Genomic DNA, 25,481 nt, shown 5'->3' on the forward strand with positions numbered 1-25,481 from the left:
CGTCCCGACAGTCCGCCCACGCAGCAGATCGGGTCCTCGATGCCACGATTCACCGAGTTCGAGACGTACGACGTCCGCTTCCCCACGTCGCTCGACCTGGACGGCTCCGACGCGATGAACACCGACCCGGACTACTCCGCGGCGTACGTGATCCTGCGGACCGATGCCGGCGACGGGCTCGAGGGGCACGGGTTCGCGTTCACGATCGGTCGCGGCAACGACATCCAGACGACCGCGATCGAGGCGCTCCGCGACCACGTCATCGGGCTCGACCTGGACTCCACGCTGAACGACCTCGGCGGGTTCTGGAAGTCGCTCGTGCACGACTCGCAGCTGCGCTGGCTGGGCCCCGAGAAGGGCGTCATGCACATGGCGATCGGCGCGGTCGTCAACGCGGTGTGGGACCTGGCCGCCAAGCGCGCCGGCGTACCGCTGTGGAAGTTGCTGTCCGACCTGACCCCGGAGCAGATCGTCGGCCTGGTCGACTTCCGGTACCTGACCGACGCGCTGACGCCGGACGAGGCGCTGGACATCCTGCGCAAGGCCGAGGCCGGTCGCCCCGAGCGGGAAGCGGTACTGCGCGAGCGCGGCTACCCGGCGTACACGACGACCCCCGGCTGGCTCGGGTACGACGACGCGAAGCTGGTCCGGCTCTGCCACGAGGCGATCGCCGAGGGGTTCACGCAGATCAAGCTCAAGGTCGGCGCGAACCTGGACGACGACATCCGCCGGATGCAACTGGCCCGCGAGGCCGTCGGCCCGGACATCCGGATCGCGGTCGACGCGAACCAGCGCTGGGACGTCGGCGAGGCGATCACCTGGATCGAGGCCCTGAAGCCGTACGACGTCTGGTGGGTGGAGGAACCGACCAGCCCGGACGACATCCTCGGGCACGCGGCGATCGCGCGGGCGATCGCGCCGATCAAGGTCGCGACCGGTGAGCACGTGCAGAACCGGATCGTGTTCAAGCAGATGCTCCAGGCCGAAGCTCTGTCGGTCCTGCAGCTCGACTCGGCCCGGGTCGCGGGCGTCAACGAGAACATCGCGAACCTGCTGCTGGCGGCGAAGTTCGGCGTACCGGTGTGCCCGCACGCTGGTGGGGTAGGACTGTGTGAGCTGGTCCAGCACCTGTCGATGTTCGACTACGTCGCGGTGAGCGGTTCGCTGGACGACCGGGTGATCGAGTTCGTGGATCACCTGCACGAGCACTTCCTGGATCCGGTGGTGATCCGGGACGGGCACTACGTGGCACCGGTGCGGCCCGGGTTCGGCGCCGAGATGGACGCGGAGACGCTGACCGACTTCCGGTTCCCGGGTGGCAAGATCTGGACCGACCTGAACAAGGAGAAGAAGTGACTGATTTCGCCGGCCTCCGCGCGGTTGTCACCGGAGGCGCCTCGGGGATCGGGCTCGCCGCTGCCTCGTTGCTCGCCTCCCGGGGCGCCCAGGTGGTCGTGTTCGACCTGAAGCCGGACGTCCCCGAGCCACTGTCCGGGATCGCGGCCGATGTCAGCGACGACAACTCGGTGCGGGACGCGGTCGCCGCGGCCGCGCTGCAGCTCGGCGGGATCGACATCGTGGTGAACAACGCCGGCATCGGCGCACAGGGCAACGTGACTGCGAATGACGACGACGAATGGCACCGCGTGCTGGACGTCAACGTGGTCGGGATCGCGCGCGTGACCCGGGCCGCGCTGCCGCACCTGCGGAAGTCGGACGCGGCCGCGATCGTCAACACCTGCTCGATCGCCGCCACCGCGGGCCTGCCGAACCGGGCGCTGTACTCGGCCAGCAAGGGCGCCGTCCTGGCGCTGACGATGGCGATGGCCGCGGACCACGTGCGGGAAGGGATCCGGGTGAACTGCGTGAACCCGGGTACGGCGGACACACCGTGGGTCGGACGTCTGCTCGACGTCGCGGCGGACCCGGCCGCGGAGCGTGCGGCCCTCGAGGCGCGCCAGCCGATGGGCCGCCTGGTGTCGGCCGACGAGGTCGCCCAGGCGATCGCGTACCTGGCCAGCCCGCTCTCCGGATCCACCACGGGTACGGCGGTGGCGGTCGACGGCGGGATGCAGAACCTGCGGATTCCGGCGGCCCGCTGATGAGGCTCTTTCCGGAAGGTCAGCGCGTCGGCCTCGGCGGTGCCCCGTTGGGCAGTCTGCTCGGTGAGGTGACCGACGCCGAGGCGATCGCGACCGTGAACGCGGCCTGGGACGAGGGCTGGCGATACTTCGACACCGCGCCGCACTACGGGCTCGGGCTGGCCGAGGAACGGCTGGGTCTGGGGCTGGCCGGGAAGCCGCGCTCTGAGTACGTCCTGTCGTCCAAGGTCGGGCGGATCATCTACGAGGCGGACGCCGACGCACCCGACGACGAGGGGTTCGCGGTCAACACGCGGCGCCGACGGCGGTGGGACTTCTCGCGGGACGGCGTACTGCGAAGCATCGAGGACTCGTTGCGGCGGATCGGGACCGATCGGCTGGACGTGGTGTTCGTGCACGACCCGGACGATCACTTCGAGGAGGCGGTCGCGACCGCGTTCCCGACGCTGATCGAGCTGCGGGAGCAGGGTGTGATCGGCGCGATCGGGTCCGGGATGAACCAGTCGGCGATGCTGACCCGGTTCGTGCGGGAGGTCGACATCGACGTGATCATGCTGGCCGGCCGGTACACGTTGATCGATCCGGACGGTCTGGACGACGTACTGCCGGCCTGCCTGGAGAACGACGTCCAGGTCGTTGCTGTGGGCATCTTCAACTCGGGGCTGATGTCGCAGCCGCGGCCCGCGGCCGGGACCACGTTCAACTACGAGCCGGCGGCGCAAGCGCTGATCGACAAGGCCAACAAGCTCGCGGATGTGTGCGAGTCTCACGGCACCACGCTGCCGGCCGCGGCGATCGCGTTTCCGTTGGCACACCCGGCGGTCGCGGGCATCGCCGTCGGCTGCCGTACCGCGGAAGAGGTCCAAACCAACGCGACCCTCGCTCGCACCGAGGTCCCCACGGCCCTCTGGTCGGACCTGAAGTCAGCCGGCCTACTACGCGAGGACGCACCTACTCCGTAGGCCCATCGCCTAGCGCAGTCCTCTATTCCGTAGGTGATGTGCGCGAGGCGAGGTGGAGGGCGAGGCGTTCGTCCGGGTTCGTGAGGTCGACGCCCAACAGGTGCTGGATCTTGGTGATGCGGGCGGCGGCCGTATTGCGGTGGATGCCTAGTACTGCGGCTGTTTCGGCCAGGGACGACTCGGTATCCAGGTAGACGGCCAGCGTGGTGACCAGGTCACCAGGCTGGTCCTTGATCGGAGCCAGCAGCGCCTGCGCAGCGGGCTGGAACGTATCGGTCCGGGTCCAGGCCAGCAGAAGCTGCGCCAGGCCCAGACGGTCCACATGGAGGAAGCGACCCGTTTCAGCTCGCCCACGAGCCAGACCGGCCGCGTCGCCCGCCTCAGCGAGTGTCGTGGCGATTCCACTCGGACCCGGCTGCACTCGCCCGACGCCGACGTACGCGTCCACTGTCTGCACCAGTCGGCGTTGAACGCGGCGGATCACGGCGGCCTGCTGCTGCACCTCGGTCGAGGTCGGTTCGCGTACGGCGGTGATCCACGCGGACCAGCCGTCGCCCTGCTCCACCACCACCGCCCGCAGCCCCTCGGCGTCGAACGCCTCCACCACATCGGTGCGTCGACCAGCAACATCCACTTGCCCCTCGGCGCCGATCCGGATGCCCGTGTGCCAGCCGTCGAGTTGCCATCCGAGATCCACCGCGCGCCGCCGCGTCGCCTCAGACGGTTCGCCGTGCAGGAGTTCACCAAGCAACGACGTACGTTGACGGGCGTCCCGCTCCAACTCCAGCCGCCGCAACGCCAGCCGCTCCCCCACCGCCGGTGCCACGACGCTGAGCACATCAGGTACGGCGGCAACCTCAGCCGGCACCACACCGGGCAGCCGTGCGACCAACCAGCACACCGGACCGACACCGACCACAGCAACCGCGATCAGCACCGCACCACTCGGCAGATCAACCCGGTACGGCGCTGCCCACGCCACTGGTACACGCGGCAACGCAGCCACCAACGCCGTACGCTCACCAGCCTCCAACGGCCCACCGGCCAGCGTGCCGCCGTCAGCTCCGGCCAACGTGACGGGGCGTTCCAGTACGTCGGACGTTGTCCGCAGTACCGAGGTGAGGTCGCCGCCCGCGCGCCGCAACGCTGCGACCGCCCGCAGTACCAGGTCCGACCGCACTACCTCTGGCTCGGCGGTCACGCGTCGCAGATACTCATGTGCTGCGAGCGGGTCCGAGCAACCCAGCACCGGCAGTTGCACCCGCTCCGCCAGCAACTGAGCGCCGCGCCCCAACGGCTCCACACCAGCGAGCAGCAATGCACCTGCTCCAGCAGCGGACGCCCTACTGATCAGAGCGTCGATCCGCCAGTCGGTGTGGTCATCTGCCAGCAGTACGACGAGCAACTGCCCGTCAAGCGACTCCGGATGCGCAGACACCTCCAGCAACACGTGCGAGCCCGTCAGCCGGGGACCATCGTCGGCCGCGGCGCTGAGCACCACCACGTTCGTCCAGCCGGGTGAGCTGAGCATGGCCGCCAACGATGGCGCCAGGTCCCTCATGACGCTTCCATCAGTTGCGGAGCGCAGGCCAGACCGAACGCTTGTGGGCCGACGTGGGTGATTCGGTCGGGGCGACGCCACCAGGTGGGACCAGGGAGGGCCAAGACGAGGACCTCGTCACCGCTGCGGATGGCGTCCACGGCAATGGGCTGGAGCGTACGGCGGTCCAGGACACAGAGCAGGTCCGGTGTGGTGACCACGGGAGTGCCGTCGACCAGTGCGAGCAGGTACTCGTTCTCGGTCTCGATCCGGATGACTGCGCGACTGCCGGTGTCGACGACGCAGACACTGCCGCGTCCGAACGCTGCGCCTCCGTCGCCGATGAGGTGGCGGGCGACCTCCTCGACGCGACCGGTGCCCAGCAACCGCCCGCCCAGGCCCTCAGCAACATCAGCCGGGGTGGCGCCAGGCTCGAGGGCGGCGTGGGCTCGGCCGAGTGCCAGCGCCCGGGTCAGGCTGCCCTGCACCGCGTCCGCCGCCGCAGCCTCGACTGGCGTAGGAGCCAGTGCGAGCACCGCCCACCCGCCGGTGTGCGCGACGAAGCTGCGCACCGCTCGTTCGAGACCCGCGGCGTCGACGTTGTCCACGACGATCACCTGACCGCTCGGCTCACTCAGCGCACAAGGTGTCAGCGAGCGGCCGGCCACCGCCCATGAGAACTGGTCGAGCCGCGGCAAGGCCCGCCCCATCAGGTCCGCGTCGACTACCGGGAGGCCCAGATCCAGCGCGGCGATCAACGGTGTCAGCCCGTTGAGTCCACCAGCCTCCAGCGACATCAGCCCGGTGACCTCGGTACCCGTCCAGCGGCTGACCGCCTGCACCGCCGCGTCGAACTCACCACCACCCGGAAGCTTCTCCATCAGCACACTGGTCGCTCCGACCACGCCGATCGGACTCACCGACACACCAGTCACGTCGGCAGCGTCCCGCAGTACCAACTCGCCCGCACCGAGCCGACGGCGCAGCATCCGGCCGAACGCACCCGTGTCCCCGCCACCACCGGAGCCGAGCAGCGTAACCCCGACAACCAGCGCCCCCAGGTCCTGCTCCCGGATGACCGTGCCCATGAGGGGATCCTGCCATTGGCGGACCTGTGGCACTCAGTAAACGCGCCAAATGAGCCGGGCTGAGCGTGGCGGTCCCACGATCAGGGCGGTTGGTGAGTGGTGGAACCTCGGCCCGCCGTGGAGGGGTCAGCGCGGCGGGCCGAGGGCTATGGGACGAGCACCTCAGTACGGCGCTCGACGGGGTCGAACTCGACGTCCAGCCCGAAGCAGGACGGGCCGAACACCGCCAACGCCTCAGGTGTTCGCATCAGGTCCGGCGTCGAGATGCCCACCACGGTCACGCGCTGGCCGTAGCGCAGGCCCTCGGTGGTGATCGGCTCCGCGGTGTCCGCCTCCAGTACGCAGATCAGGTCCGGCACGGTGCACACCACCTCACCGTCGACCTCCGCGACCAGGTTCTCGTTCTGGAACCGCAGCTCCAGCTGCGACGTACCGTCGAACCCGGTGAAGCGGGCCCGCCCGCGCGCGAAGCCCTCAAGGGTACGGCGTTCCACGTCGACGACCTTCCCACGGAACAGCACCCGCAGGTGGTTGTAGAGCGTCGGAGCCAGCGCCGCCCGCACAGCCTCGATCGGATCCTCGTGCGCCGCCCGCGCCTCCCGGACCGCGCGCCCGATCGACAACCCGATCGACAGCGTCCGCGGTACGGCGGTCCGCTTCACCTCGGCGCCCGTCATCGAGTACTCCGCGATGTGCGCGACCCCGCCGAGCCGGATCGTGATCCCGCGCGCCAGCCACTCCATCTGCTTGTTGTCCGCGCCGGTGTCGATCACCACGGTCTCGTCGTGTTCTCCGGCGATCGCCATCGGCGACCCCGGTACGCCGTACACCGAGAACGTCTCCATCTGCAGTTCGGGGAACGCCCGCCCCATCCCGTCCGCGTCGACGACCGGCAGCCCGGTGCGCGCGGCGACGAGCAGGGGGATCATCGAGTTGATGCCGCCGCACTCGATCGGCATCGTCGCGTCGGCGCGCCGGCCGAGGTGCTTCTCGAGCGCGCGCAGGGCGCCGACCGGTTCGCTGCCGCGCGGGATCTTCTCCACGATCACGGTCGGCGCGCCCATCTGCGCGGTCGGGATGACGAACGCGTCGTCGTCCAGCTCGTCCGGATCGAGCACCGTGATCGGGCCGTGCTCACGGATCGCCTGCTCGACGAGCAGCCGCCCGATCAGCGGGTCACCGCCGCCACCTGTCCCGAGGATCGCCGCCCCGCGGGCGAGATCCTTCAAGTGCTCAAGTCCGAGCTGCCAGCTCATGACAGTGCCCGGATCGGGTCGAGGTCGTAGCCGAAGTACCGCGGGCCGACCAGCTCGATACCTTCCGGGGAGTGCCAGCGTTCGTCGGCCGGTGCGGCCAACACGCTCACCCGGTGGCCGTAGCGCAGGGCCTCGGTGGTGATCGGCTCGCCGGACTCGGTGTCGAGCACGATGATCAGATCCGGCGTGGTCGCCACCGCCGTACCGTCGAGCTCCGCGACCAGGTGCTCGTTCTGGAACCGCAGCACCAGCAGCCGGCCGTGTGAGGCATCCAGTCCGTCGACCGCCGCGTCACCGCGCGCGAAGCCGGTCGTCGTACGGCGTTGCACGTCGACGACCTTGCCGACGTGCAGCAGTCGACCGCCCAACTCGTGCACGACTGCCGCGACCGGATCGGTGTGCGAACGCTGCGCCTGCTCGATGGCGCGGCCGATCGTGACGCACTTGCTGAGGGTGCCGGCGACGAACGAGCCACGGGCCTCCGCGCCGGTCATCGCGTACAGCGAGACGATCGCCGAGCACCCCATGTCGATGGTCGCCGAGCGCGCCAGCCGTTCGGCCCATTCGTTGGTGATCGTGTCGAAGACGCCGCGGTTGCCCTTCTCGTCGACGATCGACATCGGCGTCGCCTCGATGCCCGCGAGCGTCGGCAGCACCATCTGGAGTTCGGGGAACGCGCGTCCCATGCCGTCGCCGTCCACCAGCGGCAGCCCGAGTTGTGCGGCGGCGATCACCGGGACGGTCGAGTTGACCCCGCCGGCCTCGATACAGGCCAGGTGGGTCGGCGTCTTCCCGACGTACTTGGCCAGCGTCTCGACCGCGACCGAGATCTGGTCGGCCGACGGCAGCTTCTCCACCATCACGGTCGGCGCGCCCATCATCGCCACCGGGAGTACGCACGCGTCGTCCGGAAGGTCGCCGACGGCAACGATCTCGACCGGCCCGTGCTCGCGCAACGCCTGCTCGGCCAGCAGTCGCCCGATGTGTGGGTCCCCGCCACCCCCGGTGCCCAGCACGGCGGCACCGCGGGCGAGGGGCCCCAGATCTTCGGCACGCAGCTTCATCGCAACCACTCCACCCCGGACGTCAGGCCCATCACAATTGCGGTCTTGGCCGCCCGTCCCGCGTGGCCGGCCGCTCGCGGCGCATTTGTGATGGCCTGGAGGTCCGCGCTCATCGGGTCTCCCCCAGCCGCAGGTCGCCGACCGCCTTGCAGCGGATGCGGGTTGCGTTGCCGGGGAGGTACGGGATCGGGACCTCGTCGAAGTCCACGATCCGCACGGCTGCGGGGTCGGCGCCGGCCGCGATCGCGCGGTCGACGGCCTCCTGCCGAGCCTCGTCGACCACCGCGTCCCGGCGGCCCGGATCAATCGCGTACACCCGGTCGACCTCGCCGCCGACCTGCGCGATCGCGGCACCGATCGCGTTCGCGACCGCGAAGTGATCCGGCCGATGTACGGCGAGACTCCCGGGAAGATCGTCCGGCAGCAGGATCGACCCACCTCCGACCGCCACCACCGGCAGCGGATCCGGTGACGTACGCATCCGTTCCACCGCATCCGCGATGTCCGCAGCCACTCGCGCGAGAGCCGACTTCACCAGCGTCGGATCCAGATCGGCAACCGCAGCGGAATCACCGACGTCAGCCCGGCCGGCCGCCACCGCGATGTCCGTCGCGGTCAGCGTCTTGCCGCCGAAGACGAGCGCTTCCTCGGTCAACCGATAGCCGACGGACCGCGGCCCGACAGTCACCTGGTCGTTGCCTTCGGCCACCAGACTGCCACCGCCGATTCCGATGCTCAGTACGTCGGGCATCCGGAAGTTGGTCCGCACACCTGCGACGTCGACCTCGGTCGTGGCCTCCCGCGGGAAGCCGTGCGTGAGTACGCCGACATCGCTCGTCGTACCGCCGACGTCGACGACCGCGCACGTGTCGAGGCCGGACAGCAGCGCCGCGCCACGCATCGAGTTGGTCGGGCCGGACGCGAACGTGGCGACCGGGTACCGGCGGGCGAAGTCGACGTCCATCAGCGTGCCGTCGTTCTGGCTCAGGTACAGCGGTGCGGAGATGCCGTGACCGGCGACCGCACCGGACAGTCCGTCGACGATGCTGGCCGCCAGCTCACGGAGCGCGGCGTTGATGATGGTCGCGTTCTCCCGCTCCAGCAGGCCGATCCGGCCGATCTCGTGCGACATCGAGATCGCCACGTCGTCGCCGAGCTCGGACCGCAGGATCTCGGCCGCACGCAGCTCGAACTCGTTGCTCACGGGCGAGAACACCGACGAGATCGCCACCGACCGAACGCCGTGCGCGACCATGTCCGCCGCGTGCCGGCGCAGCTCCTCCGGGTCCAGTTCGGCGATGTGCCGGCCGTCGAACTCGTGACCGCCGTGCGCCAGGTAGCTGCGGCCGCTGATCGCCTCGACCAGCCGCTCGGGCCAGTCGACCAGCGGCGGCAGCGACGCGGTCGCGGGCAGTCCGAGCCGCAGCGCCGCGGTCGGTGCCAGCCGCCGCGCCTCGACGAGCGCGTTGATGAAGTGTGTGGTGCCGATCATCACGGCCTGCACCTGCGCCGGGTCGAAGGATCGCTCCGCCTGCAGCCGGTCCAGGGTGTCGATGATGCCGGCCGTCACGTCCGCGCTGGTCGCCGACTTGTTCGCCGCCAGCACGGTCGTGCCGTCCAGCAGCACGGCGTCGGTGTTCGTGCCACCGACATCGATGCCGATACGCATTGCAGATCCTCCCGTTGGGTGACTCAGTTGCTCAGCTGGTGGCGGGTACGGCGTTCGGCGCGGCCGTCTCGCTGTCCATCGTGCGGCTCGTCCCGAGGCCGCGGATCAGTCCGAGCTTGCCCGCCACGACGTACGCCAGGAAGCCGACGAGGAGCGAGTTGATGCTCGGCAGGCCCCACGCGACGTACTTGCCGATCAGCGCGGCGCCGATCCAGATCACGATCGTGGCCGGCACCCAGGTCGGGGCGGTCGCGGGCAGTGTGCCGGTCGCGCGGGAGGCCTCGAGGTCGGGGCGCCAGCGCTTCACGACGAAGTACTCCGCGACCATGATCCCGGCGATCGGCGGGAACGCGACGCCGAGCACGATCAGGAAGTCGGTGAACTTATCCAGGATCCCGCCCGCCGCGAGCACGCTGCCGAGGACACCGACCACGAGCGTGACGGCCGCCCGGTTGACGTGCCGGCCGAAGACGGTGCCGATGAAGTTCACCACGCCGAGGCCGGAGCTGTAGAGGTTCCAGTCGTTGATCTTGATCGTGCCGAGGATGATCACCAGCGTGCCGACCCAGCCGACCGACGAGGTGACGATGGTGACCACGTTCGCCGAGCCGATCGCGTGCGCCAGCAGTACGCCGACCAGACCGATCACGTACTCGCCGAGGGTGATGCCGAGCACGGTCTGCTTGACCACGTCGCCGACCGTCCGGTTGTAGCGGGTCATGTCCGGCGTGATCACCGCGCCGACGATGAATCCGCCGGCGACCAGCGTCGTACCCTCCAGCAGACTCAGGTGCGGACCGGCCGGTGCGGCGTTGACCAGCGAGCCGAAGCTGTGGTCGGACAGTTCGCTGATGATCGACCAGCCGACCAGGAGCAGGAAGGCCGGGACGGTCACGTACGCGACCCAGGCCATCGAGTGGAAGCCGCGCAGGACGACGAGCGTGACGGCGAGGCCGAAGACGAGCGACCAGCCCCAGGTCGGCAGGACGCCGATCAGCTGGCTCAGGCCGGCCGCGGACACCGCCGACTGGATCCCGAACCAGCCGATCAGGCTGATCCCGATCGCCAGACCGATCAGCGACGAGCCGGCCTGGCCGAACCCGGTCCAGCGAGCGATCACCGAGGTCTGCAGGCCCTCGCGGGTGCCGATGACACCGATCAGGATCGCCACCAGTTCGAGGATCACCGCGCCGAGCGTGAGCGCCCAGAACGCGGTCCAGAAACTCATGCCGAACCCGAGCGTCGCGCCGAGCAGGAACTGACTGAGCGCCGAGATCTGCCCGAAGCGCTGGGTCGCGACCGACCACCACGAGTACCGCGCGTGGTCAGGGACCCTGGCGAGCGCGTAGTCGTCCGCACCAACAGATGTACCGGCCATGGAAACCTCCAGCCCTGGGATTTCATCGAACGTACGACGGTTGTCCTGGGGCCTCACCGTGGAATCTGCACAGCCGGTGGGTGCTGACTGTGCAACCGGCCCAGCTCGCTACTCTTGTCGCGATGGCCGGTCGCATGCTGCGGTTGCTCGGCGTACTCACAGTAGTCGCCGGTGTATTCGCCATGCACGGACTCACGTCTCACCACGACGCCGCGATGGCCGCGCCAGGCATGGTGATGACGCATACCGAGCCGGTCGGGGTGCATGTCGATCCGTTGGACGACATGCACGACATGGGTGGGGCATGCATGGCGGTGCTGACCGGGCTCGTGCTGCTGCTCGCGTTGGCGCTGGGATTGCGGAGTCAGCTGGTCTGGCGGGCGGTGTCGTTGCCCGCCACGAGTGCACGGTTCGTGCTGGGGGAACGGTCGCCGCCTCGATTGGTGTCGTCGTTGGGTGTACTGCGGATATAGGCCGACGTGCGCCTGTTCCGCCGTACCCGATTTCGACGACCCCTAGGAATGTGATGACGCACGTCTACCGTACGACCGCGGCTTCGGCCGCCCTTCTCGCCGCCGTGTTCGGCGCCGCCGGCTGCGGCGACTCGGACGCCGGCTCGATGCCGGGGATGAGCCACGGCAGCCCGAGTACGCCGGCGTCGGCCGCGGCTGCCTTCAACGACGCGGATGTGGCGTTCGCGACGCAGATGATCCCGCACCACCAGCAGGCCGTGACGATGGCGGACCTGGCGTTGCGGAAGGCAACCACCGCCGAGGTGAAGAGCCTCGCGACCGCGATCAAGGCCGCGCAGGCACCGGAGATCGAGCAACTCTCCGGGTGGCTGACCGGCTGGGGCAAGCCGGTGCCGACGCCCAACGAACACAGCGGTCACACCATGGCCGGGATGATGAGCCCGCAGGAGATGGACGACCTGAACCGGGCGACCGGGAGCATGTTCGACCGGATGTGGGTCGAGATGATGATCAAGCACCACCAGGGCGCGGTTGCCATGGCCAAGACCGAACAGACCACCGGCAAGGACGCCGCCTCGGTCGCCCTGGCGAAGAAGATCCAGACCGCTCAAACCACCGAGATCGCCACCATGCAAAGGCTCCTCGGCAGGCTGCCCACCGCCTGACCGGCCCTGTTCTCCGGAAAGAAATCGTCGCCCAGCGGCAACTTCTTTCCGGAGAACGGGCTAGGCGGACTTCCAGGTGACCTGCAACCCGTCGCGTCGCGCAATCTGCTCGACCCGGTGCGCAACTCGGGCGCTCTGCTGCTCGAGCTCGGCCACGTCGTCCGACTCGATCCGCAGCACCAACTCCTCGGGCGCAGCACGCACCGACCAGGTCGCCGTACCGAGGTCGACGACCAGCTCCTCGGCGGACGTGGACAGCACCGTCAACCCACCCGGGCCGTGCGAGAGATGACTCGTCAGCTGGGCGAGATACCGATCCGCACGCGCCGTACCGAGCCGCGCTTCGAGAGCAGCCACGGCGTCCTCCTTTTTCGAGACACTGTGTCTCGATCATAGGCAGACTGTCCCGCTAGAATCCAGCCATGCCGAAGTTGTGGAACGAGAGCATCGCCACCCACCGCCAGGCGGTCCGGGAAGCGATCCTCGACGCCACCGCGGCCCTCGTCGCCGAACGCGGCCTGACCGGCATCACCATGGCCGAGGTCGCGCACCGCGCCGGTGTCGGGCGGGCGACGCTCTACAAGTACTTCGCCGACGTCGACTCGACCCTCGCTGCCTGGCACCAGCGTCAGGTCGCCGGGCACCTGCAACAGCTCTCCGAGATCTGGGAGCGGACCCACCGCATCGACGACGTGCTGGAGACGTACGCGTTCATCTGCCACGAGCACCCGCCGACCGAGGCCGCCCATTCGCTGCATCGGTCGGAGCAGGTCGGTCACGCCCGCGAGCATCTGGTGGAGTTCATCGCGGAGCGGTTGGGTGACGTGCGCGTCGACGTACCGCCGAAGGAGTTGGCGACGTACTGCGTGCACGCTCTCCAAGCAGCAGGCGCCGTACCGTCGAAAGCGGCGGTACGGCGCCTGGTGCAGGTCACGTTGGACGGGCTACGCGGCCAGCCGGGTGGGTGAGAGGTTGAGGCGGCGGAGCAGCTGGGCGTTGAGGGCCACGACGATCGTGGAGATCGACATCAGGAGGGCGCCGACGGCGGGTGAGACGACCACTCCGGCGAACGCGAGCACTCCGGCGGCGAGCGGGACCGTGATCACGTTGTAGCCGGTGGCCCAGACGAGGTTTTGCCACATCTTGCGGTAGCTCGCCTTGGACAGGTCGATGACCGAGAGGACGGCGCGCGGATCGTCGGCGGCGAGAACGACGCCGGCGGACTCGATCGCGACGTCGGTGCCGGCGCCGATCGCGATCCCGACCTCGGCCCGGGCCAGCGCCGGGGCGTCGTTCACCCCGTCACCGACCATCGCGACCTTCAGCCCACGGGACTGCAGCTCCGCGACCTTGGCGTCCTTGTCCTGCGGCAGCACCTCGGCGAATACCTCATCGATGCCCAGTTCCTTCGCCACCGCCTCGGCGACCTGGTGCGCGTCGCCGGTGATCATTGCGACCTTCACCCCACGCTTGTGCAGCGCGGCGACCGCCTGCCGGGACTCTTCGCGGACCGCGTCCTCGAGCGCGATCGCACCCAGCACCTGTCCATCCCGAACCACATGCAGCACCGCAGCCCCGCGAGCCTTCCAGTCCGCGACCTCCGCGTCGAGCGCGTCCGGCTCGGTCAGGCCGTTCTCCCGCAGGTACGCCGGTCCGCCGACCGCAACCTCCGCACCGCCGACGGTCGCCTGCACACCCCGGCCGGTGAGCGACCGGAAGTCCGTCGCCACCACACGCCCAGCGCCCACTGGCACCCGGTCGGAATGTGCGCGAACGATCGCCTTCGCCAACGGGTGTTCACTGTCGGACTCGACCGCCGCCGCCAGCTCCAGCAACTCGTCGTGCGACACCGCCTCGACAGTCGCGACCCCGGTGACGGCCGGCTCGCCCTTTGTCAACGTGCCGGTCTTGTCGAACAGGACCGCGTCGATCGTCCGCATCCGCTCCAGCGCCAACCGGTTCTTCACGAGTACGCCGGCCTTGGCCGCACGCTCCGTGGAGATCGCGATCACCAGCGGGATGGCCAGCCCGAGGGCATGCGGGCAGGCGATCACCAGGACGGTCACGGTTCGCGTCACGGCCTCGTCGAACTTGCCGAGCAGCGCCCAGACCACGAACGTGATCAGGCCGGCGATGGACGCGAAGTAGAAGAGGAACGCGGCGGCGCGATCCGCGAGTGCCTGCGCACGGGACGACGAGGCCTGCGCCTCGGCCACCAACCGCTGGATGCCGGCCAGAGCCGTGTCGTCGCCGACCGCGGTGATCTCGACGCGCAGAGCGTTGTCAGTGGCAACAGTTCCGGCGACCACGGCGTCACCGACGGCCCGCGACACCGGCCGCGATTCGCCGGTGATCATCGACTCGTCGACCTCGGCCTGCCCCTCGACCACGGCGCCGTCCGCCGGCACACGTCCGCCGGAACGCACCAGTACGACGTCGCCGGCCTGCAACTCGTGCAGCGACACCTGGACGACCCCGTCGTCGGTGACCTTCTCGGCCGAGTCCGGAAGCAGCGCGGCCAGGGCGTCGAGCGCACCGGATGCGGCACCGAGCGCCCGCATCTCCAGCCAGTGCCCGAGCAGCATGATCACGATCAGCAGCGCGAGCTCCCACCAGAAGTCCAGGTCGAACCCGCCGAGCTGCAACGTGGTCACCCACGAGGCGACGAACGCGACGGTGATCGCCATCGAGATCAGCAGCATCATCCCGGGGCGCCGCGACTTCAGTTCGCTCCATCCCCCGGTCAGGAACGGCTGCCCGCCGTACACGAAGATCACCGTGCCGAGCACCGGCGCGATCAGCCCCGACCCGGGGAACTCCGGCCGCTTGTACCCCAGCAGGTCCGCGAACATCTCACTGAAGAACACCACCGGCACTGCCAGCCCCAGGCTGATCCAGAACCGGTCCTTGAACTGCGCCGCATGATCCCCGTGCCCACCGTGACCACCGTGCGCATCATGCCCGCCGTGGTTCATGTGGTCCTCGTGACCACCGTGTTCGTGCTGCTCATGCTCGTTCATGCCTCAGAAGATACCCCTAGGGGGTATCAGAAATCAAGGCATGGAAAAGCCCCGCCACCCGAAGGTGACGGGGCTTACTCCCGAGCCGGCTAGAGCGGATCGATGTCGGTCAGTGTCTCCGGTGTCAGTTCCACCCACCGCGTGATGCCGATGTCGCGCAGGAACGGCACGTCGTGACTGGCGATCACGAGCGCTCCGTTGTACGACGCCAACGCGTCCTTCAGCTGCGCCACGCTGGCGAGGTCGAGGTTGTTCGTCGGCTCGTCCAGCATCAGCAACTGCGGCGGCGGTTCCGCGAGCAGCAGTGCCGCCAACGTCGCCCGGAAGCGTTCGCCGCCGGACAGCGTGCTGACCAACTGATCCGCCGCCCGCCCACGGAACAGGAACCGCGCCAGCCGCGCCCGCCGCTCCTGGTTCTCCGTACTCGGAGCCAGCAACGCCAGGTTGTCCACAATCGACAGGTCGTCCCGCAGTAGGTCGAGCCGCTGCGGCAGGTAGCGGAAGGGCACGGCCGGCAACTCCCCCGCCACGATCGACTGCAGCAGCGTGGTCTTCCCGGCACCGTTCGATCCGGTCAGCGCGATCCGCTCCGGACCACGGATCTCCAGGTCGACGTGCGCCCCGGTCCGCAGTACGTGATCTTCCAGCCGCAGCACGACGCGCCCGGCGGGTACGGCGGTCTTCGGCAGGTCGACCCGGATCGCGTCGTCGTCGTGGACCTTCTCCTCCGCGTCCGCGAGCGCCTCCTGCGCCGAGTCGAGCCGCTCGGACTGCATCCCGAGATGCTTGCCCGCCGACACCTGCGCACCGCGTTTCAGGTTGCCGGCCATGATCTTCGGGATCCCGCCCTGCTCGAAGGCACGCTGCCCGCGGGCCCGGCGTTGATCCATCTTCATCCGCGCCTCGACCAGATCCTTCTTCTGCTTCCGTACGTCGGCCTCGGCCGCCCGCAGCATCCGCTCCGCGGCCTCCTGCTCGACGGCGACCGCCTCCTCGTAGGCCGTCAGGTTCCCGCCGTACCAGGTGACCTCGCCCTTGCGCAGGTCCCCGATCTGGTCGACGCGATCCAGCAGCTCCCGGTCGTGGCTGACGATCACCAAAGCACCACGGAACTGGTCCACAGCGTCGTACAGATGTCGCCGCGCCCGCAGGTCGAGGTTGTTGGTCGGCTCGTCGAGCAGCAGTACGTCGGGACGCCGTAGCAACTCGGCCGCGAGCCCGAGCAGGATCGTCTCGCCGCCGGACAGCTCGCCGACGCTGCGGTCGAGGCCGATCGAGCCCAGCCCGAGCTTGCCGAGCAGCGCCTCGGCACGTTCGTCGACGTCCCACTCGTCGCCGACGATCGCGAAGTTCTCCTCCGAGGCGTCACCCGACTCGATCGCGGTGATCGCCCGCCGGACGGCCTCGATGCCGAGCGCCTGGTCGACCCGCAACGAGGTGTCGAGGGTCAGGTCCTGCGGCAGGTACCCGAGCTCGCCGCTGACCCGGATCGCCCCGCGCTGCGGGGTGAGCCGGCCGGCGATCAGCCGGAGCAGCGTCGACTTGCCGGCGCCGTTGCGGCCGACCAGGCCGGAACGAACCGGGCCGGCGACGAACGTCAGGCCGTCGAACAGCACCTCGCCGTCGGGCCAGGCGAAGAAGAGGTCGGTACAGGACAGAGAAATGCTCATGAGAGTTGACTCCAGCTGAGGTCTCGAACGAGACCGCACACCAGAACGGTGGCGATCAATCGGTTGCGGAGAAAGACCTCAGTTCGACAACTCGAACCCCTGCCCTCGGGAATGTGACACCCCAAGCTTACGGATCCTGGTTGGGTTGATCAACCATTTTCCGAACGCTTGCGCCGGGCAACGATCACCAGGTCGACCAGCGCGACCACGGCGAACACCCCGAAGACAATCACCCATCCAGTCGGAAGGTCATAGACGACGGCCAACACCGCGGCCGCCACGAACAGCGCCACGCCGAACGCCGCCAGCACAATCCGCAGCGTCAACGCACTACGAGGTGGAGGTGGTTCGCCGGTCATGGGGCCTCCCGGCCTGGACTGAGGAGCGGAGGGAGCGAAGCGACCGGAGCGACGAGGGAAGGCCGGGAGTTACAGCCCCATGACCCGCCGCGACGGAGTCGCGGCATTCAGAACCGCATACCTCCGATGTACTCCTAGGAGGCCTTGCGGAGCCAGGTTTCGACGCCGGCGATGTGGGCGGTCATCCAGGCGCGGGCCGCTTCCGCGTCGCGGATCTCGATGGCGTCCAGGATCGCGGCGTGCTCGGCGAGCGTGCGTTCGACCGCGCCAGCCTGGGTGACACCGCGCCAGATCCGGGCCCGCTGGGTCGCGCCGGAGATCCCGTCGAGCAGCGAGCAGACCACCTGGTTCCCGGTCGCCTCGGCGATCCCGCGATGGAAGCGCAGGTCGTTCGCGACCAGCTCCTCGACCGAGGCATCCGGCGCCAGATCGCTCGTCAACAGTCGCAGTTCGGTCACCTGTTCCGGGCTGATCCGCGTCGCGGCCAGCGCCGCCACACCGGGCTCGAGCAAGCGCCGTACCTCGAAGAACTGCAGCACCGAGTCGTCGCGGTGCAGGTCGACCATGAAGTTCAGCGCGTCCAGCAGATGCGCCGAGTCGAGGCTGGTCACGTACGTCCCGTCGCCGTGCCGCACGTCCAGCACGTTGACGAGCGTGAGCGCCTTGACCGCCTCCCGCAGCGAGTTCCGCGACAACCCCAGCCGGGCGGCGAGATCCGCCTCCTTCGGCAACCGGTCCCCGGGCCCGAGCTCCCCCGAGGTGATCATCCCCTTGATCTTGACGATCGCCTCATCCGTCAACGCCATCCCGTAAGTATGCCGCCAGCCGAGCCTAAGAACAGGTAGTAGTGCTCGGCCGGCGAACCCCTCCCGCCTGCAGCAGCCCACCGCCGGGCCGATTTCACCCACCACCTCCTGTTCTTAGGTACATCAACCCGTGCCGGCAACCCGGGCGAGAAGGGTCGGGCGGGTGGAGGCGCCGGTCTTGGCGAGGATCGCCTTGACGTGGTCGTTGACTGTGTGTTCGGACAGGACAAAGCGCTCGGCGAGGTGGCGTGAGTCGGCCCCCGTGGTCAGTTCGGCGAGGATCTCGCGTTCGCGGGGTGTCAGAGCGTGCGCGAGGGCGAAGACTTCCAGGCGTTCAGCGGGCGTCGACTCCTCGATGGTGACCGCGATGTCGGAGTCGGGCGCCGTGCGGGCGGCCCGGAGAGTGACCCAACGGCCGGCACCGAGGTGGACGCGTGACCAGGGCGGCCCGATCGGTACGCCGTTCTCAGCAGCAACGAGAGCTGCCGCCAGGTTGTACGCGGCCGCCGGGATCGCCTGCTCGACCACGGCGGGATCGTCCGGCGGGTTCAACCGCTGCAGGGCTTCGCGAGCCGCGGGCGTGCCGACCTGGACCTGCAGATCGGCGCTGAGGACAAGAACGGCCGGCCCGCCAGACGGAGGCGGGAGCGGGGTCGTGAAGGTCCTTGCCTGGGCGCTTCGGAGAGCAGTGGTCAGGAACGGTATGACGGACGCGACCAGATCGCGTTCGTTCGACGTGAAGGGCGAGGTGCTTGTGCGCCAGAGGTCCAGCCACGCCCAACAGCCGAAGCGGTCTGCGAAGACCGCGGTCAACACGTCGACGTCATCCGTACGACGCCATACGACTGGGCCGGCACCCACCAGGAGGTTGGTCCAGCGCATGTACCGCGCCAGGATGAGGGCGGGAAGATCCGGCCAGGACAGGCCTGGGATGTCGGCCAGAGGCGAGGTGCCGATCCGAGTGACCGGGTCGGTGAGGGTCCAGACGTGGGCGTCGAACGGCACCGCACGCCGCAGCTCGGCCAGCGCCCGCTCGCGCAGCACCTTGGCGTCGAGCGTGCCGGAACACAGTCGCTCCACCCGATCCCGCACAGTGTGAGCGTACGAAAGATCCCCAGGATCGGGGATGGGCCGGCACCACCCGGCAGGCTCACGCTGATCGCATGATCACACTCCACATCGAGAACACCATCGCCGACTACGACGCGTGGAAGGCGGCCTTCGACCGCTACGACCGCGCCCGCCGCGACCACCACGTGCTCGCGTACCGCATCAGCCGCCCCGTCGATGACCCCGCCACGGTCCACATCGACCTCGACTTCGACACCCGCGAGGACGCCACAACCTTCGCCCAGGTCCTCGAGAAGATCTGGCAGACCCCGCTCTCCGCCGCCGTCTCCAGCACCCACGCCGCCCCCGAACTGCGAACCCTCGAGGAGGCGACCGCCTAGCATCCGTTCATGGGCACTCCGGGGTACTCGGGCAAGCCGCTCGCCGCCAAGCTCGGAATCAAGGCAGACCACCACGTCCTGCTCGACAACGCCCCGGCCGGTTTCGTGATCGAAGGACTCCCGCCCGGTACGCCGGTAGCGCGCCGAGCCGGACGTACGCCGTACGACGTCGTGCTGATGTTCTGCCCCGACCGGGCCCGGCTGACGAAGCGGCTGCCGACCCTGCTCGCCAGGACCACCACCGCCGGCATGATCTGGACCGCCTGGCCGAAGCGATCCTCCGGGGTACCGACCGATCTCGACGAGAACTGGATCCGCGAACTGGCCTTGCCGCTCGGTGTCGTCGACGTCAAGGTGTGCGCGATCGACGCGACCTGGTCGGGTCTGAAGCTGGTCCGGAGACTGTCGAGCCGATGAAGGCCAATCATGCCCAGGTGGACTGATTTAGAGCGTGACGTTGACCACACTTTTGCGCAGTGCTGATCGTCACGGGTGGCGAGTGGACAACTGCATACAGTGGGCAGCCACGCTCAGGACGCCGTACTCACCGGCCGTGACGGACCGCCGGAAAGCCAGTTCTGCAAGGCGTCCCGGAGCTATGACCGTTGCTCTCCGCACCGGCGGGCGGTGAGAGGACGGCATGTGGCCTGAAACACCTTTGTGGGCAGTGTTTCAGGTGCCGATGGATCCGGTCGCCAGAGCCCGACCACTCGACACACTGGTCCGGTGGTCCCGAGCTGTGGAAGTGGTCCCCCTGCTATTAGCCTTTGCTTGGGACACCACCCATAACATCAGCATTAACGAACCGCGGTACCGGACCCGAAATCGGAAGAGGCGAACTGCCAAGTGGCCACCGAGCCATCAGACACCAATCCCCTAGCAGCCTTCGGTGCGAACGAATGGCTGGTCGACGAGCTGTACGAGAAGTACCAGCAGGACCCGAACTCGGTGGATCCGGCGTGGTTGGACTTCTTCAAGACGTACAAGCCAGGTGAAGCGACGCCGGTGAAGACCGCCCCGGCCGACGCTCCCCGACCGGACGCGGTGTCCGACAACAAGACCCCCGAGGCGCCGAGCCGCGGTACGGCGACGTCCGCGCCCGCCCAGAGCGCCCCCGCTGCCGCAGCCGCGGCGGCGACCCCGGCGACGGCGGCGACCCCGGCCGCCCAGGCCCCCACCAGCACCCCGGCCCCTGCGCACGCCGCTCCCGAAGCACAGCGTCCTCCTGCCAAGACGGCGGGCCCGACCGGAGGCACGGTGAACCAGCCGCCCAGCGCTCAGACCAAGCCCGCCCCCGCGACCAGCGCGGACTCCGAGCGGCTGATCCTGCGCGGCGCCCCGGCGCGGACTGCGCAGAACATGGAGACCAGCCTCACGGTCCCCACCGCGACCAGCGTTCGCCAGGTGCCGGTCAAGCTGCTGATCGACAACCGGATCGTCATCAACAACCACCTCAAGCGCGCCCGCGGCGGCAAGGTGTCCTTCACCCACCTGATCGGCTGGGCGCTGGTCAAGGCGCTGAAGACGCTGCCGGACATGAACGCGTCGTACGACGAGACCGACGGCAAGCCGACCCTGGTCCACCCGGCGCACATCAACCTCGGCCTGGCCATCGACATGCAGAAGCCGGACGGCACCCGGCAGCTGCTGGTGCCGTCGATCAAGGCGACCGAGACGATGACGTTCGCCGACTTCTGGATGGCCTACGAGGACATCGTCCGCCGGGCCCGCGACAACAAGCTGGCGCTGCCGGACTTCCAGGGCACCACGATCAGCCTGACCAACCCCGGCACGATCGGCACGCAGCACTCGGTGCCGCGGCTGATGACCGGCCAGGGCTGCATCATCGGCGTCGGCGCGATGGAGTACCCGTCGGAGTACCAGGGCGCGGCTGAGGAGACGATGGCCAAGCTCGCGGTCAGCAAGGTGATGACGCTGACCTCGACGTACGACCACCGGATCATCCAGGGCGCCCAGTCGGGTGAGTTCCTGCGCCGGATCCACCAGCTGCTGCTCGGCGGCGAAGGCTTCTACGACGAGATCTTCCAGTCGCTGCGGATCCCCTACGAGCCGATCCGCTGGGCCGCCGACCTCCCGCACAGCCACGAGGAGGACATCAGCAAGCAGGCCCGGATCCTGGAGCTGATCCACGCGTTCCGGGTGCGCGGCCACATCATGGCCGACACCGACCCGCTGGAGTACAAGCAGCGCAGCCACCCGGACCTCGACGTCGCCACCCACGGCCTGACGCTGTGGGACCTGGACCGCGAGTTCGCCACCGGCTCGTTCGGCGGCAACGACCGGCGGTTCATGAAGCTCCGCGAGATCCTCGGCATCCTGCGCGACTCGTACTGCCGGACCACCGGTATCGAGTACATGCACATCCAGGACCCCGAGCAGCGCAAGTGGATCCAGGAGCGGGTCGAGCGGCCGCACACCAAGCCGCCGCGCGAGGAGCAGCTGCGGATCCTGGCCAAGCTGAACGAGGCCGAGGCGTTCGAGACCTTCCTGCAGACCAAGTACGTCGGTCAGCGCCGCTTCTCGCTCGAGGGCGCGGAGACCACCATCCCGCTGCTCGACGAGATCTGCGAGGAGGCGGCCGGCGCCGGGCTGGACGAGGTCGCGATCGGCATGGCGCACCGCGGCCGGCTGAACGTGCTGGCGAACATCGTCGGCAAGTCGTACGGCCAGATCTTCCGGGAGTTCGAGGGCAACATCGACCCCCGGACCGTGCAGGGCTCCGGTGACGTCAAGTACCACCTGGGCGCCGAGGGCGAGTTCGTCTCCGAGTTCGGCGACAAGATCAAGGTCTCGGTGGCGGCGAACCCGTCGCACCTGGAGACCGTCGACCCGGTGCTCGAGGGCATCGTCCGGGCCAAGCAGGACCTCCTGGACCGCGGCGCCGCGTTCCCGGTGCTGCCGCTGCTGGTGCACGGTGACGCGGCCTTCGCTGGCCAGGGCGTCGTGGCGGAGACGCTGAACCTGTCCCAGCTGCGCGGCTACCGGACCGGCGGCACGATCCACGTGATCGTGAACAACCAGGTCGGCTTCACCACCTCGCCGGCGTCGTCCCGCTCGTCGATGTACTCCACCGACGTGGCCCGGATGGTGCAGGCGCCGATCTTCCACGTGAACGGCGACGACCCCGAGGCCTGCATCCGGGTCGCGGACCTCGCCTTCGAGTACCGGCAGGCGTTCAACAAGGACGTCGTCATCGACCTGGTCTGCTACCGCCGCCGCGGTCACAACGAGGGCGACGACCCGAGCTTCACCCAGCCGCTGATGTACGACCTGATCGAGCAGAAGCGCTCGGTCCGCAAGCTGTACACCGAGGCCCTGATCGGTCGTGGCGACATCACGATCGAAGAGGCCGAGCAGGCGATGCAGGACTTCCAGCAGCGGCTGGAGCGGGTGTTCGCCGAGGTCCGCGACGCGAAGAACGAGCCGGACACCCCGCCGCCGTACGTGACCGCTCCGGAGTACCCGGACAAGCCGGACGGCCCCGACGCGACCGCGATCAGCCGTGAGGTGCTGAAGAAGATCGCCGACGCGTACACCACGCTGCCCGACGGCTTCACCGTGCACCCGAAGGTGCAGCCGCAGCTGCAGCGCCGGGCGCATGCGATCACCGAGGGCCCGCTCGACTGGGCCAGCGCGGAGATGACCGCCTTCGGCTCGCTGCTGCTCGACGGCCGCCCGGTCCGGCTCGCCGGTCAGGACAGCCGCCGCGGCACATTCGTGCAGCGGTTCGCCGCCGTCATCGACCGGGTCAACGGGCAGGACCACGTCCCGCTGCAGCACCTGGACGAGGGCGGCCAGGGGAACTTCTACGTCTACGACTCGCTGCTCAGCGAGTACGCCGCACTCGGCTTCGAGTACGGGTACTCCGTGGCGCGGCCGGAGGCGCTGGTGCTGTGGGAGGCGCAGTTCGGCGACTTCGTGAACGGCGCCCAGTCGGTCATCGACGAGTACATCTCGTCCGGTGAGGCGAAGTGGGGCCAGAAGTCCGGCGTCGTACTGCTGCTGCCTCACGGCTACGAGGGCCAGGGCCCGGACCACACCTCGGCCCGGATCGAGCGGTTCCTGCAGCTGTGCGCCGAGGACGCGATGACCGTGGCGCAGCCGTCGACCCCGGCGTCGTACTTCCACCTGCTCCGCCGGCACACGCTCGGCGAGGAGCACGTCCCGATGATCGTCTTCACGCCGAAGCAGCTGCTGCGGCGCAAGGAGGCGGTGTCGCAGCCGGAGGAGCTGACCCATGGCACCTTCAAGCCGGTGCTCGGCGACGCCGAGGCCGAGGCGAGCGCGGCAGGAGTCGAGCGGGTGATCCTGGCCTCCGGCCGGATCGTGTACGACCTGCTCGCGGAGCGGAAGAAGGTCGAGGCGGACAAGATCAGCACCGCGATCCTCCGGGTCGAGCAGCTCTACCCGCTGCCCGCCGACGAGATCGTCGCCGAGCTGGCGAAGTACCCGAATGCGACCGAGATCCGCTGGGTGCAGGACGAGCCGGCGAACCAGGGCCCGTGGCCGTTCATGGCGCTGAACCTGACCGAGCACCTGGGCGGCAAGCCGTTCTACCGGGTGTCCCGGCCGGCCATGTCCGCCCCGGCGGTCGGCTCGCACGGTGTGCACGGCACCGAGCAGGCGACGCTCCTGAAGCAGGCGTTCAGCTGACGTGTACTTCACCGACCGCGGGATCGAGGAGCTCGAGAAGCGGCGTGGCGAGGAAGATGTCACGCTCGCTTTCGTGGCCGAGCGGCTGCGCGAGTTCGTCGACCTGAACCCGGAGTTCGAGACGCCGATCGAGCGGTTCGCCACCTGGCTCGCCCGCTTGGACGACGAGGACGACTGATCCTCTAGCCTGAGTGAATGCCCTTCGCCTCCCAGCCCGTACGACGGGTTGCCGCGGCGGAGGGCATTCGCGCGTCCGGACACTGGCCGCACACGATCCCCGCCGTCCGCCAACTGCTGACGGACGGCCTGGACCTCGACCCCGGCGTCACGTTCCTGGTCGGCGAGAACGGCGCCGGCAAGTCCACCCTGGTCGAGGCGATCGCCATCGCGTTCGGGATGTCCCCGGAGGGCGGTTCCACCGGAGCCCGCCTCACCACCCGCGAGTCCGAGTCGCCACTGTCCCGCGACCTCACCCTCACGCGAGGTGCCGGGTCAGCCCGCTGGGGTTTCTTCCTGCGGGCCGAGACGATGCACGGCTACTACACCTACTTGGAGCAGAACCCGGGCATGCGTCCCGATCCACAGTTCCATGAGCTGAGCCACGGCGAAGGCTTCCTCGAACTCCTGCGCAGCCGCTTCGACAGCCCCGGGCTGTACTGCCTGGATGAGCCCGAATCCGCGCTGTCGTTCAGCTCCAGCTTGGCATTGGTGGGAGTGCTGAACGAGCTGACGGCAGGTGGGGCGCAGGTGCTGTGCGCGACCCACTCACCAGTCGTCTGCTCGTTGCCCGGCGCGGCGATCCTCGAGGTCGGCGAGTGGGGCATCCGGCGTACGACCTGGGAAGACCTAGAACTCGTCCAGAACTGGAAGGCCTACCTCCAGACACCCGAGCGCTACCTGCGCCACGTGCTCTAGTTCGTGTGTGGCGGTCTCGTACGGCGGGGTGGGTCGGGGGCCAGGGTGCCGTCGGGGGCGATGTGTTCGAAGATCTGGTCGACGAGGTTCAGGACGTGGGGGTCGTCGACGGTGTAGATGTGGCGGCGGCCCTCGCGGCGTGCGGTGATGATCCCGGCCAGCCGGAGCTTGCCGAGGTGCTGGCTGGCGGTGGCGATACTGACGCCGACCCGCTCCGCCAGGGTGCCGACGTCGTACTCCCCCTGAGCGGCCAGCGACACCAGGTGCAGCCGGACCGGAGCGGAGAGCATGGCGAAGGTGCCCGCGGCGGAATCGAGCTGCGCCTTCGTCGGTTCAGGGTTGATCATCGCGCAGTCATTGTGACCGCTCAGGCGGTCTCCGGGCAGCCC

General features: G+C 69.0%; 24 protein-coding genes. 11 read left to right on the forward strand and 13 right to left on the reverse strand.

The features are described 5' to 3' along the window. Positions 1 to 39 precede the first annotated feature (39 nt). Genes EV649_RS13475 through EV649_RS13485 form a run of 3 tightly spaced genes read left to right on the forward strand, consistent with a single transcriptional unit; the run spans position 40 to position 3,064 of the window. Positions 40 to 1,356, forward strand: a complete 1,317-nt coding sequence (locus EV649_RS13475) for an L-fuconate dehydratase (RefSeq protein ID WP_130383786.1) — start codon at positions 40 to 42, stop codon at positions 1,354 to 1,356. Next, on the forward strand, positions 1,353 to 2,102 hold the full coding sequence (locus EV649_RS13480) for an SDR family oxidoreductase (protein WP_130383787.1): 750 nt from the start codon (positions 1,353 to 1,355) through the stop codon (positions 2,100 to 2,102). Before EV649_RS13475 ends, EV649_RS13480 begins: the two co-directional genes overlap by 4 nt. Further along, positions 2,102 to 3,064: an aldo/keto reductase gene (locus EV649_RS13485; protein WP_130383788.1), complete on the forward strand. Its 963-nt coding sequence runs from the start codon at positions 2,102 to 2,104 to the stop codon at positions 3,062 to 3,064. The genes EV649_RS13480 and EV649_RS13485 overlap by 1 nt, the downstream gene beginning before the upstream one ends. A gap of 22 nt (positions 3,065 to 3,086) precedes the next feature. Here the strand turns inward: EV649_RS13485 and EV649_RS13490 are convergent, their stop codons facing one another. The 6 genes from EV649_RS13490 to EV649_RS13515 form a co-directional block, all read right to left on the reverse strand. Then, entirely contained in the window at positions 3,087 to 4,625 is a 1,539-nt protein-coding gene (locus EV649_RS13490; RefSeq protein ID WP_130383789.1) for a PucR family transcriptional regulator, read from the reverse strand. After that, entirely contained in the window at positions 4,622 to 5,692 is a 1,071-nt protein-coding gene (locus EV649_RS13495) for a DUF917 domain-containing protein (protein ID WP_130383790.1), read from the reverse strand. Before EV649_RS13495 ends, EV649_RS13490 begins: the two co-directional genes overlap by 4 nt. Before the next feature lie 146 nt (positions 5,693 to 5,838). Beyond that, complete coding sequence (locus tag EV649_RS13500) at positions 5,839 to 6,948, reverse strand: DUF917 domain-containing protein (protein WP_130383791.1); 1,110 nt, start codon at positions 6,946 to 6,948, stop codon at positions 5,839 to 5,841. Beyond that, positions 6,945 to 8,012: a DUF917 domain-containing protein gene (locus tag EV649_RS13505; RefSeq protein WP_130383792.1), complete on the reverse strand. Its 1,068-nt coding sequence runs from the start codon at positions 8,010 to 8,012 to the stop codon at positions 6,945 to 6,947. The genes EV649_RS13500 and EV649_RS13505 overlap by 4 nt, the downstream gene beginning before the upstream one ends. A gap of 109 nt (positions 8,013 to 8,121) precedes the next feature. Next, entirely contained in the window at positions 8,122 to 9,681 is a 1,560-nt protein-coding gene (locus tag EV649_RS13510; protein WP_130383793.1) for a hydantoinase/oxoprolinase family protein, read from the reverse strand. A 31-nt stretch (positions 9,682 to 9,712) separates the two neighbouring features. Next, a complete protein-coding gene (locus EV649_RS13515; RefSeq protein ID WP_130383794.1) occupies positions 9,713 to 11,059 on the reverse strand; it encodes a cytosine permease in 1,347 nt (448 codons plus the stop codon). Positions 11,060 to 11,181: 122 nt separating this feature from the next. Here EV649_RS13515 and EV649_RS13520 point away from each other — a divergent pair, with 122 nt between their 5' ends. Then, positions 11,182 to 11,532 (forward strand): DUF6153 family protein, encoded by a 351-nt coding sequence (locus EV649_RS13520; protein ID WP_130383795.1) that lies wholly within the window; start codon positions 11,182 to 11,184, stop codon positions 11,530 to 11,532. Positions 11,533 to 11,585: 53 nt separating this feature from the next. Further along, entirely contained in the window at positions 11,586 to 12,197 is a 612-nt protein-coding gene (locus EV649_RS13525; RefSeq protein WP_130383796.1) for a DUF305 domain-containing protein, read from the forward strand. A gap of 60 nt (positions 12,198 to 12,257) precedes the next feature. Here EV649_RS13525 and EV649_RS13530 read toward each other — a convergent pair whose 3' ends face one another. Further along, entirely contained in the window at positions 12,258 to 12,554 is a 297-nt protein-coding gene (locus EV649_RS13530; protein ID WP_130383797.1) for a DUF2218 domain-containing protein, read from the reverse strand. Between the two features lie 65 nt (positions 12,555 to 12,619). Here EV649_RS13530 and EV649_RS13535 point away from each other — a divergent pair, with 65 nt between their 5' ends. Next, positions 12,620 to 13,165 (forward strand): TetR/AcrR family transcriptional regulator, encoded by a 546-nt coding sequence (locus EV649_RS13535; RefSeq protein ID WP_130383798.1) that lies wholly within the window; start codon positions 12,620 to 12,622, stop codon positions 13,163 to 13,165. Here EV649_RS13535 and EV649_RS13540 read toward each other — a convergent pair. The 5 genes from EV649_RS13540 to EV649_RS13560 form a co-directional block, all read right to left on the reverse strand. Then, entirely contained in the window at positions 13,142 to 15,172 is a 2,031-nt protein-coding gene (locus EV649_RS13540; RefSeq protein ID WP_347233137.1) for a copper-translocating P-type ATPase, read from the reverse strand. The genes EV649_RS13535 and EV649_RS13540 overlap by 24 nt on opposite strands. Positions 15,173 to 15,306: 134 nt before the next feature. Next, positions 15,307 to 16,887 carry an ATP-binding cassette domain-containing protein gene (locus tag EV649_RS13545; protein ID WP_130383800.1) on the reverse strand — a complete coding sequence of 527 codons (1,581 nt, stop codon included), beginning with the start codon at positions 16,885 to 16,887 and terminating at the stop codon, positions 15,307 to 15,309. Between the two features lie 149 nt (positions 16,888 to 17,036). Beyond that, entirely contained in the window at positions 17,037 to 17,246 is a 210-nt protein-coding gene (locus tag EV649_RS13550) for a DUF6343 family protein (RefSeq protein WP_130383801.1), read from the reverse strand. A gap of 134 nt (positions 17,247 to 17,380) precedes the next feature. Further along, on the reverse strand, positions 17,381 to 18,052 hold the full coding sequence (locus EV649_RS13555; RefSeq protein WP_130383802.1) for a FadR/GntR family transcriptional regulator: 672 nt from the start codon (positions 18,050 to 18,052) through the stop codon (positions 17,381 to 17,383). Between the two features lie 123 nt (positions 18,053 to 18,175). Then, positions 18,176 to 19,144 carry a helix-turn-helix transcriptional regulator gene (locus EV649_RS13560; protein ID WP_198682494.1) on the reverse strand — a complete coding sequence of 323 codons (969 nt, stop codon included), beginning with the start codon at positions 19,142 to 19,144 and terminating at the stop codon, positions 18,176 to 18,178. A 71-nt stretch (positions 19,145 to 19,215) separates the two neighbouring features. Here EV649_RS13560 and EV649_RS13565 point away from each other — a divergent pair, with 71 nt between their 5' ends. The 5 genes from EV649_RS13565 to EV649_RS13580 all read left to right on the forward strand — a co-directional run bounded on the left by EV649_RS13565 (position 19,216) and on the right by EV649_RS13580 (position 25,092). Beyond that, the gene (locus EV649_RS13565; RefSeq protein WP_130383803.1) at positions 19,216 to 19,503 is read left to right on the forward strand and encodes a hypothetical protein; all 288 of its coding nucleotides are present in this window, start codon (positions 19,216 to 19,218) and stop codon (positions 19,501 to 19,503) included. A 9-nt stretch (positions 19,504 to 19,512) separates the two neighbouring features. Next, positions 19,513 to 19,920, forward strand: coding sequence for a DUF3052 domain-containing protein (locus EV649_RS13570; RefSeq protein WP_130383804.1), 408 nt, complete (start codon positions 19,513 to 19,515; stop codon positions 19,918 to 19,920). 429 nt (positions 19,921 to 20,349) lie between these two features. Further along, complete coding sequence (locus EV649_RS13575; RefSeq protein WP_130383805.1) at positions 20,350 to 24,177, forward strand: multifunctional oxoglutarate decarboxylase/oxoglutarate dehydrogenase thiamine pyrophosphate-binding subunit/dihydrolipoyllysine-residue succinyltransferase subunit; 3,828 nt, start codon at positions 20,350 to 20,352, stop codon at positions 24,175 to 24,177. A 1-nt stretch (position 24,178) separates the two neighbouring features. Then, a complete protein-coding gene (locus EV649_RS41125) occupies positions 24,179 to 24,355 on the forward strand; it encodes a DUF6104 family protein (protein ID WP_165546322.1) in 177 nt (58 codons plus the stop codon). A 17-nt stretch (positions 24,356 to 24,372) separates the two neighbouring features. Further along, positions 24,373 to 25,092 (forward strand): AAA family ATPase, encoded by a 720-nt coding sequence (locus EV649_RS13580; RefSeq protein ID WP_130383806.1) that lies wholly within the window; start codon positions 24,373 to 24,375, stop codon positions 25,090 to 25,092. Here the strand turns inward: EV649_RS13580 and EV649_RS13585 are convergent. Further along, positions 25,089 to 25,439, reverse strand: coding sequence for a metalloregulator ArsR/SmtB family transcription factor (locus EV649_RS13585; RefSeq protein ID WP_130383807.1), 351 nt, complete (start codon positions 25,437 to 25,439; stop codon positions 25,089 to 25,091). The genes EV649_RS13580 and EV649_RS13585 overlap by 4 nt on opposite strands. Positions 25,440 to 25,481 lie beyond the last annotated feature (42 nt).

Source organism: Kribbella sp. VKM Ac-2569 (genome assembly GCF_004216905.1).
Classification (GTDB): domain Bacteria; phylum Actinomycetota; class Actinomycetes; order Propionibacteriales; family Kribbellaceae; genus Kribbella.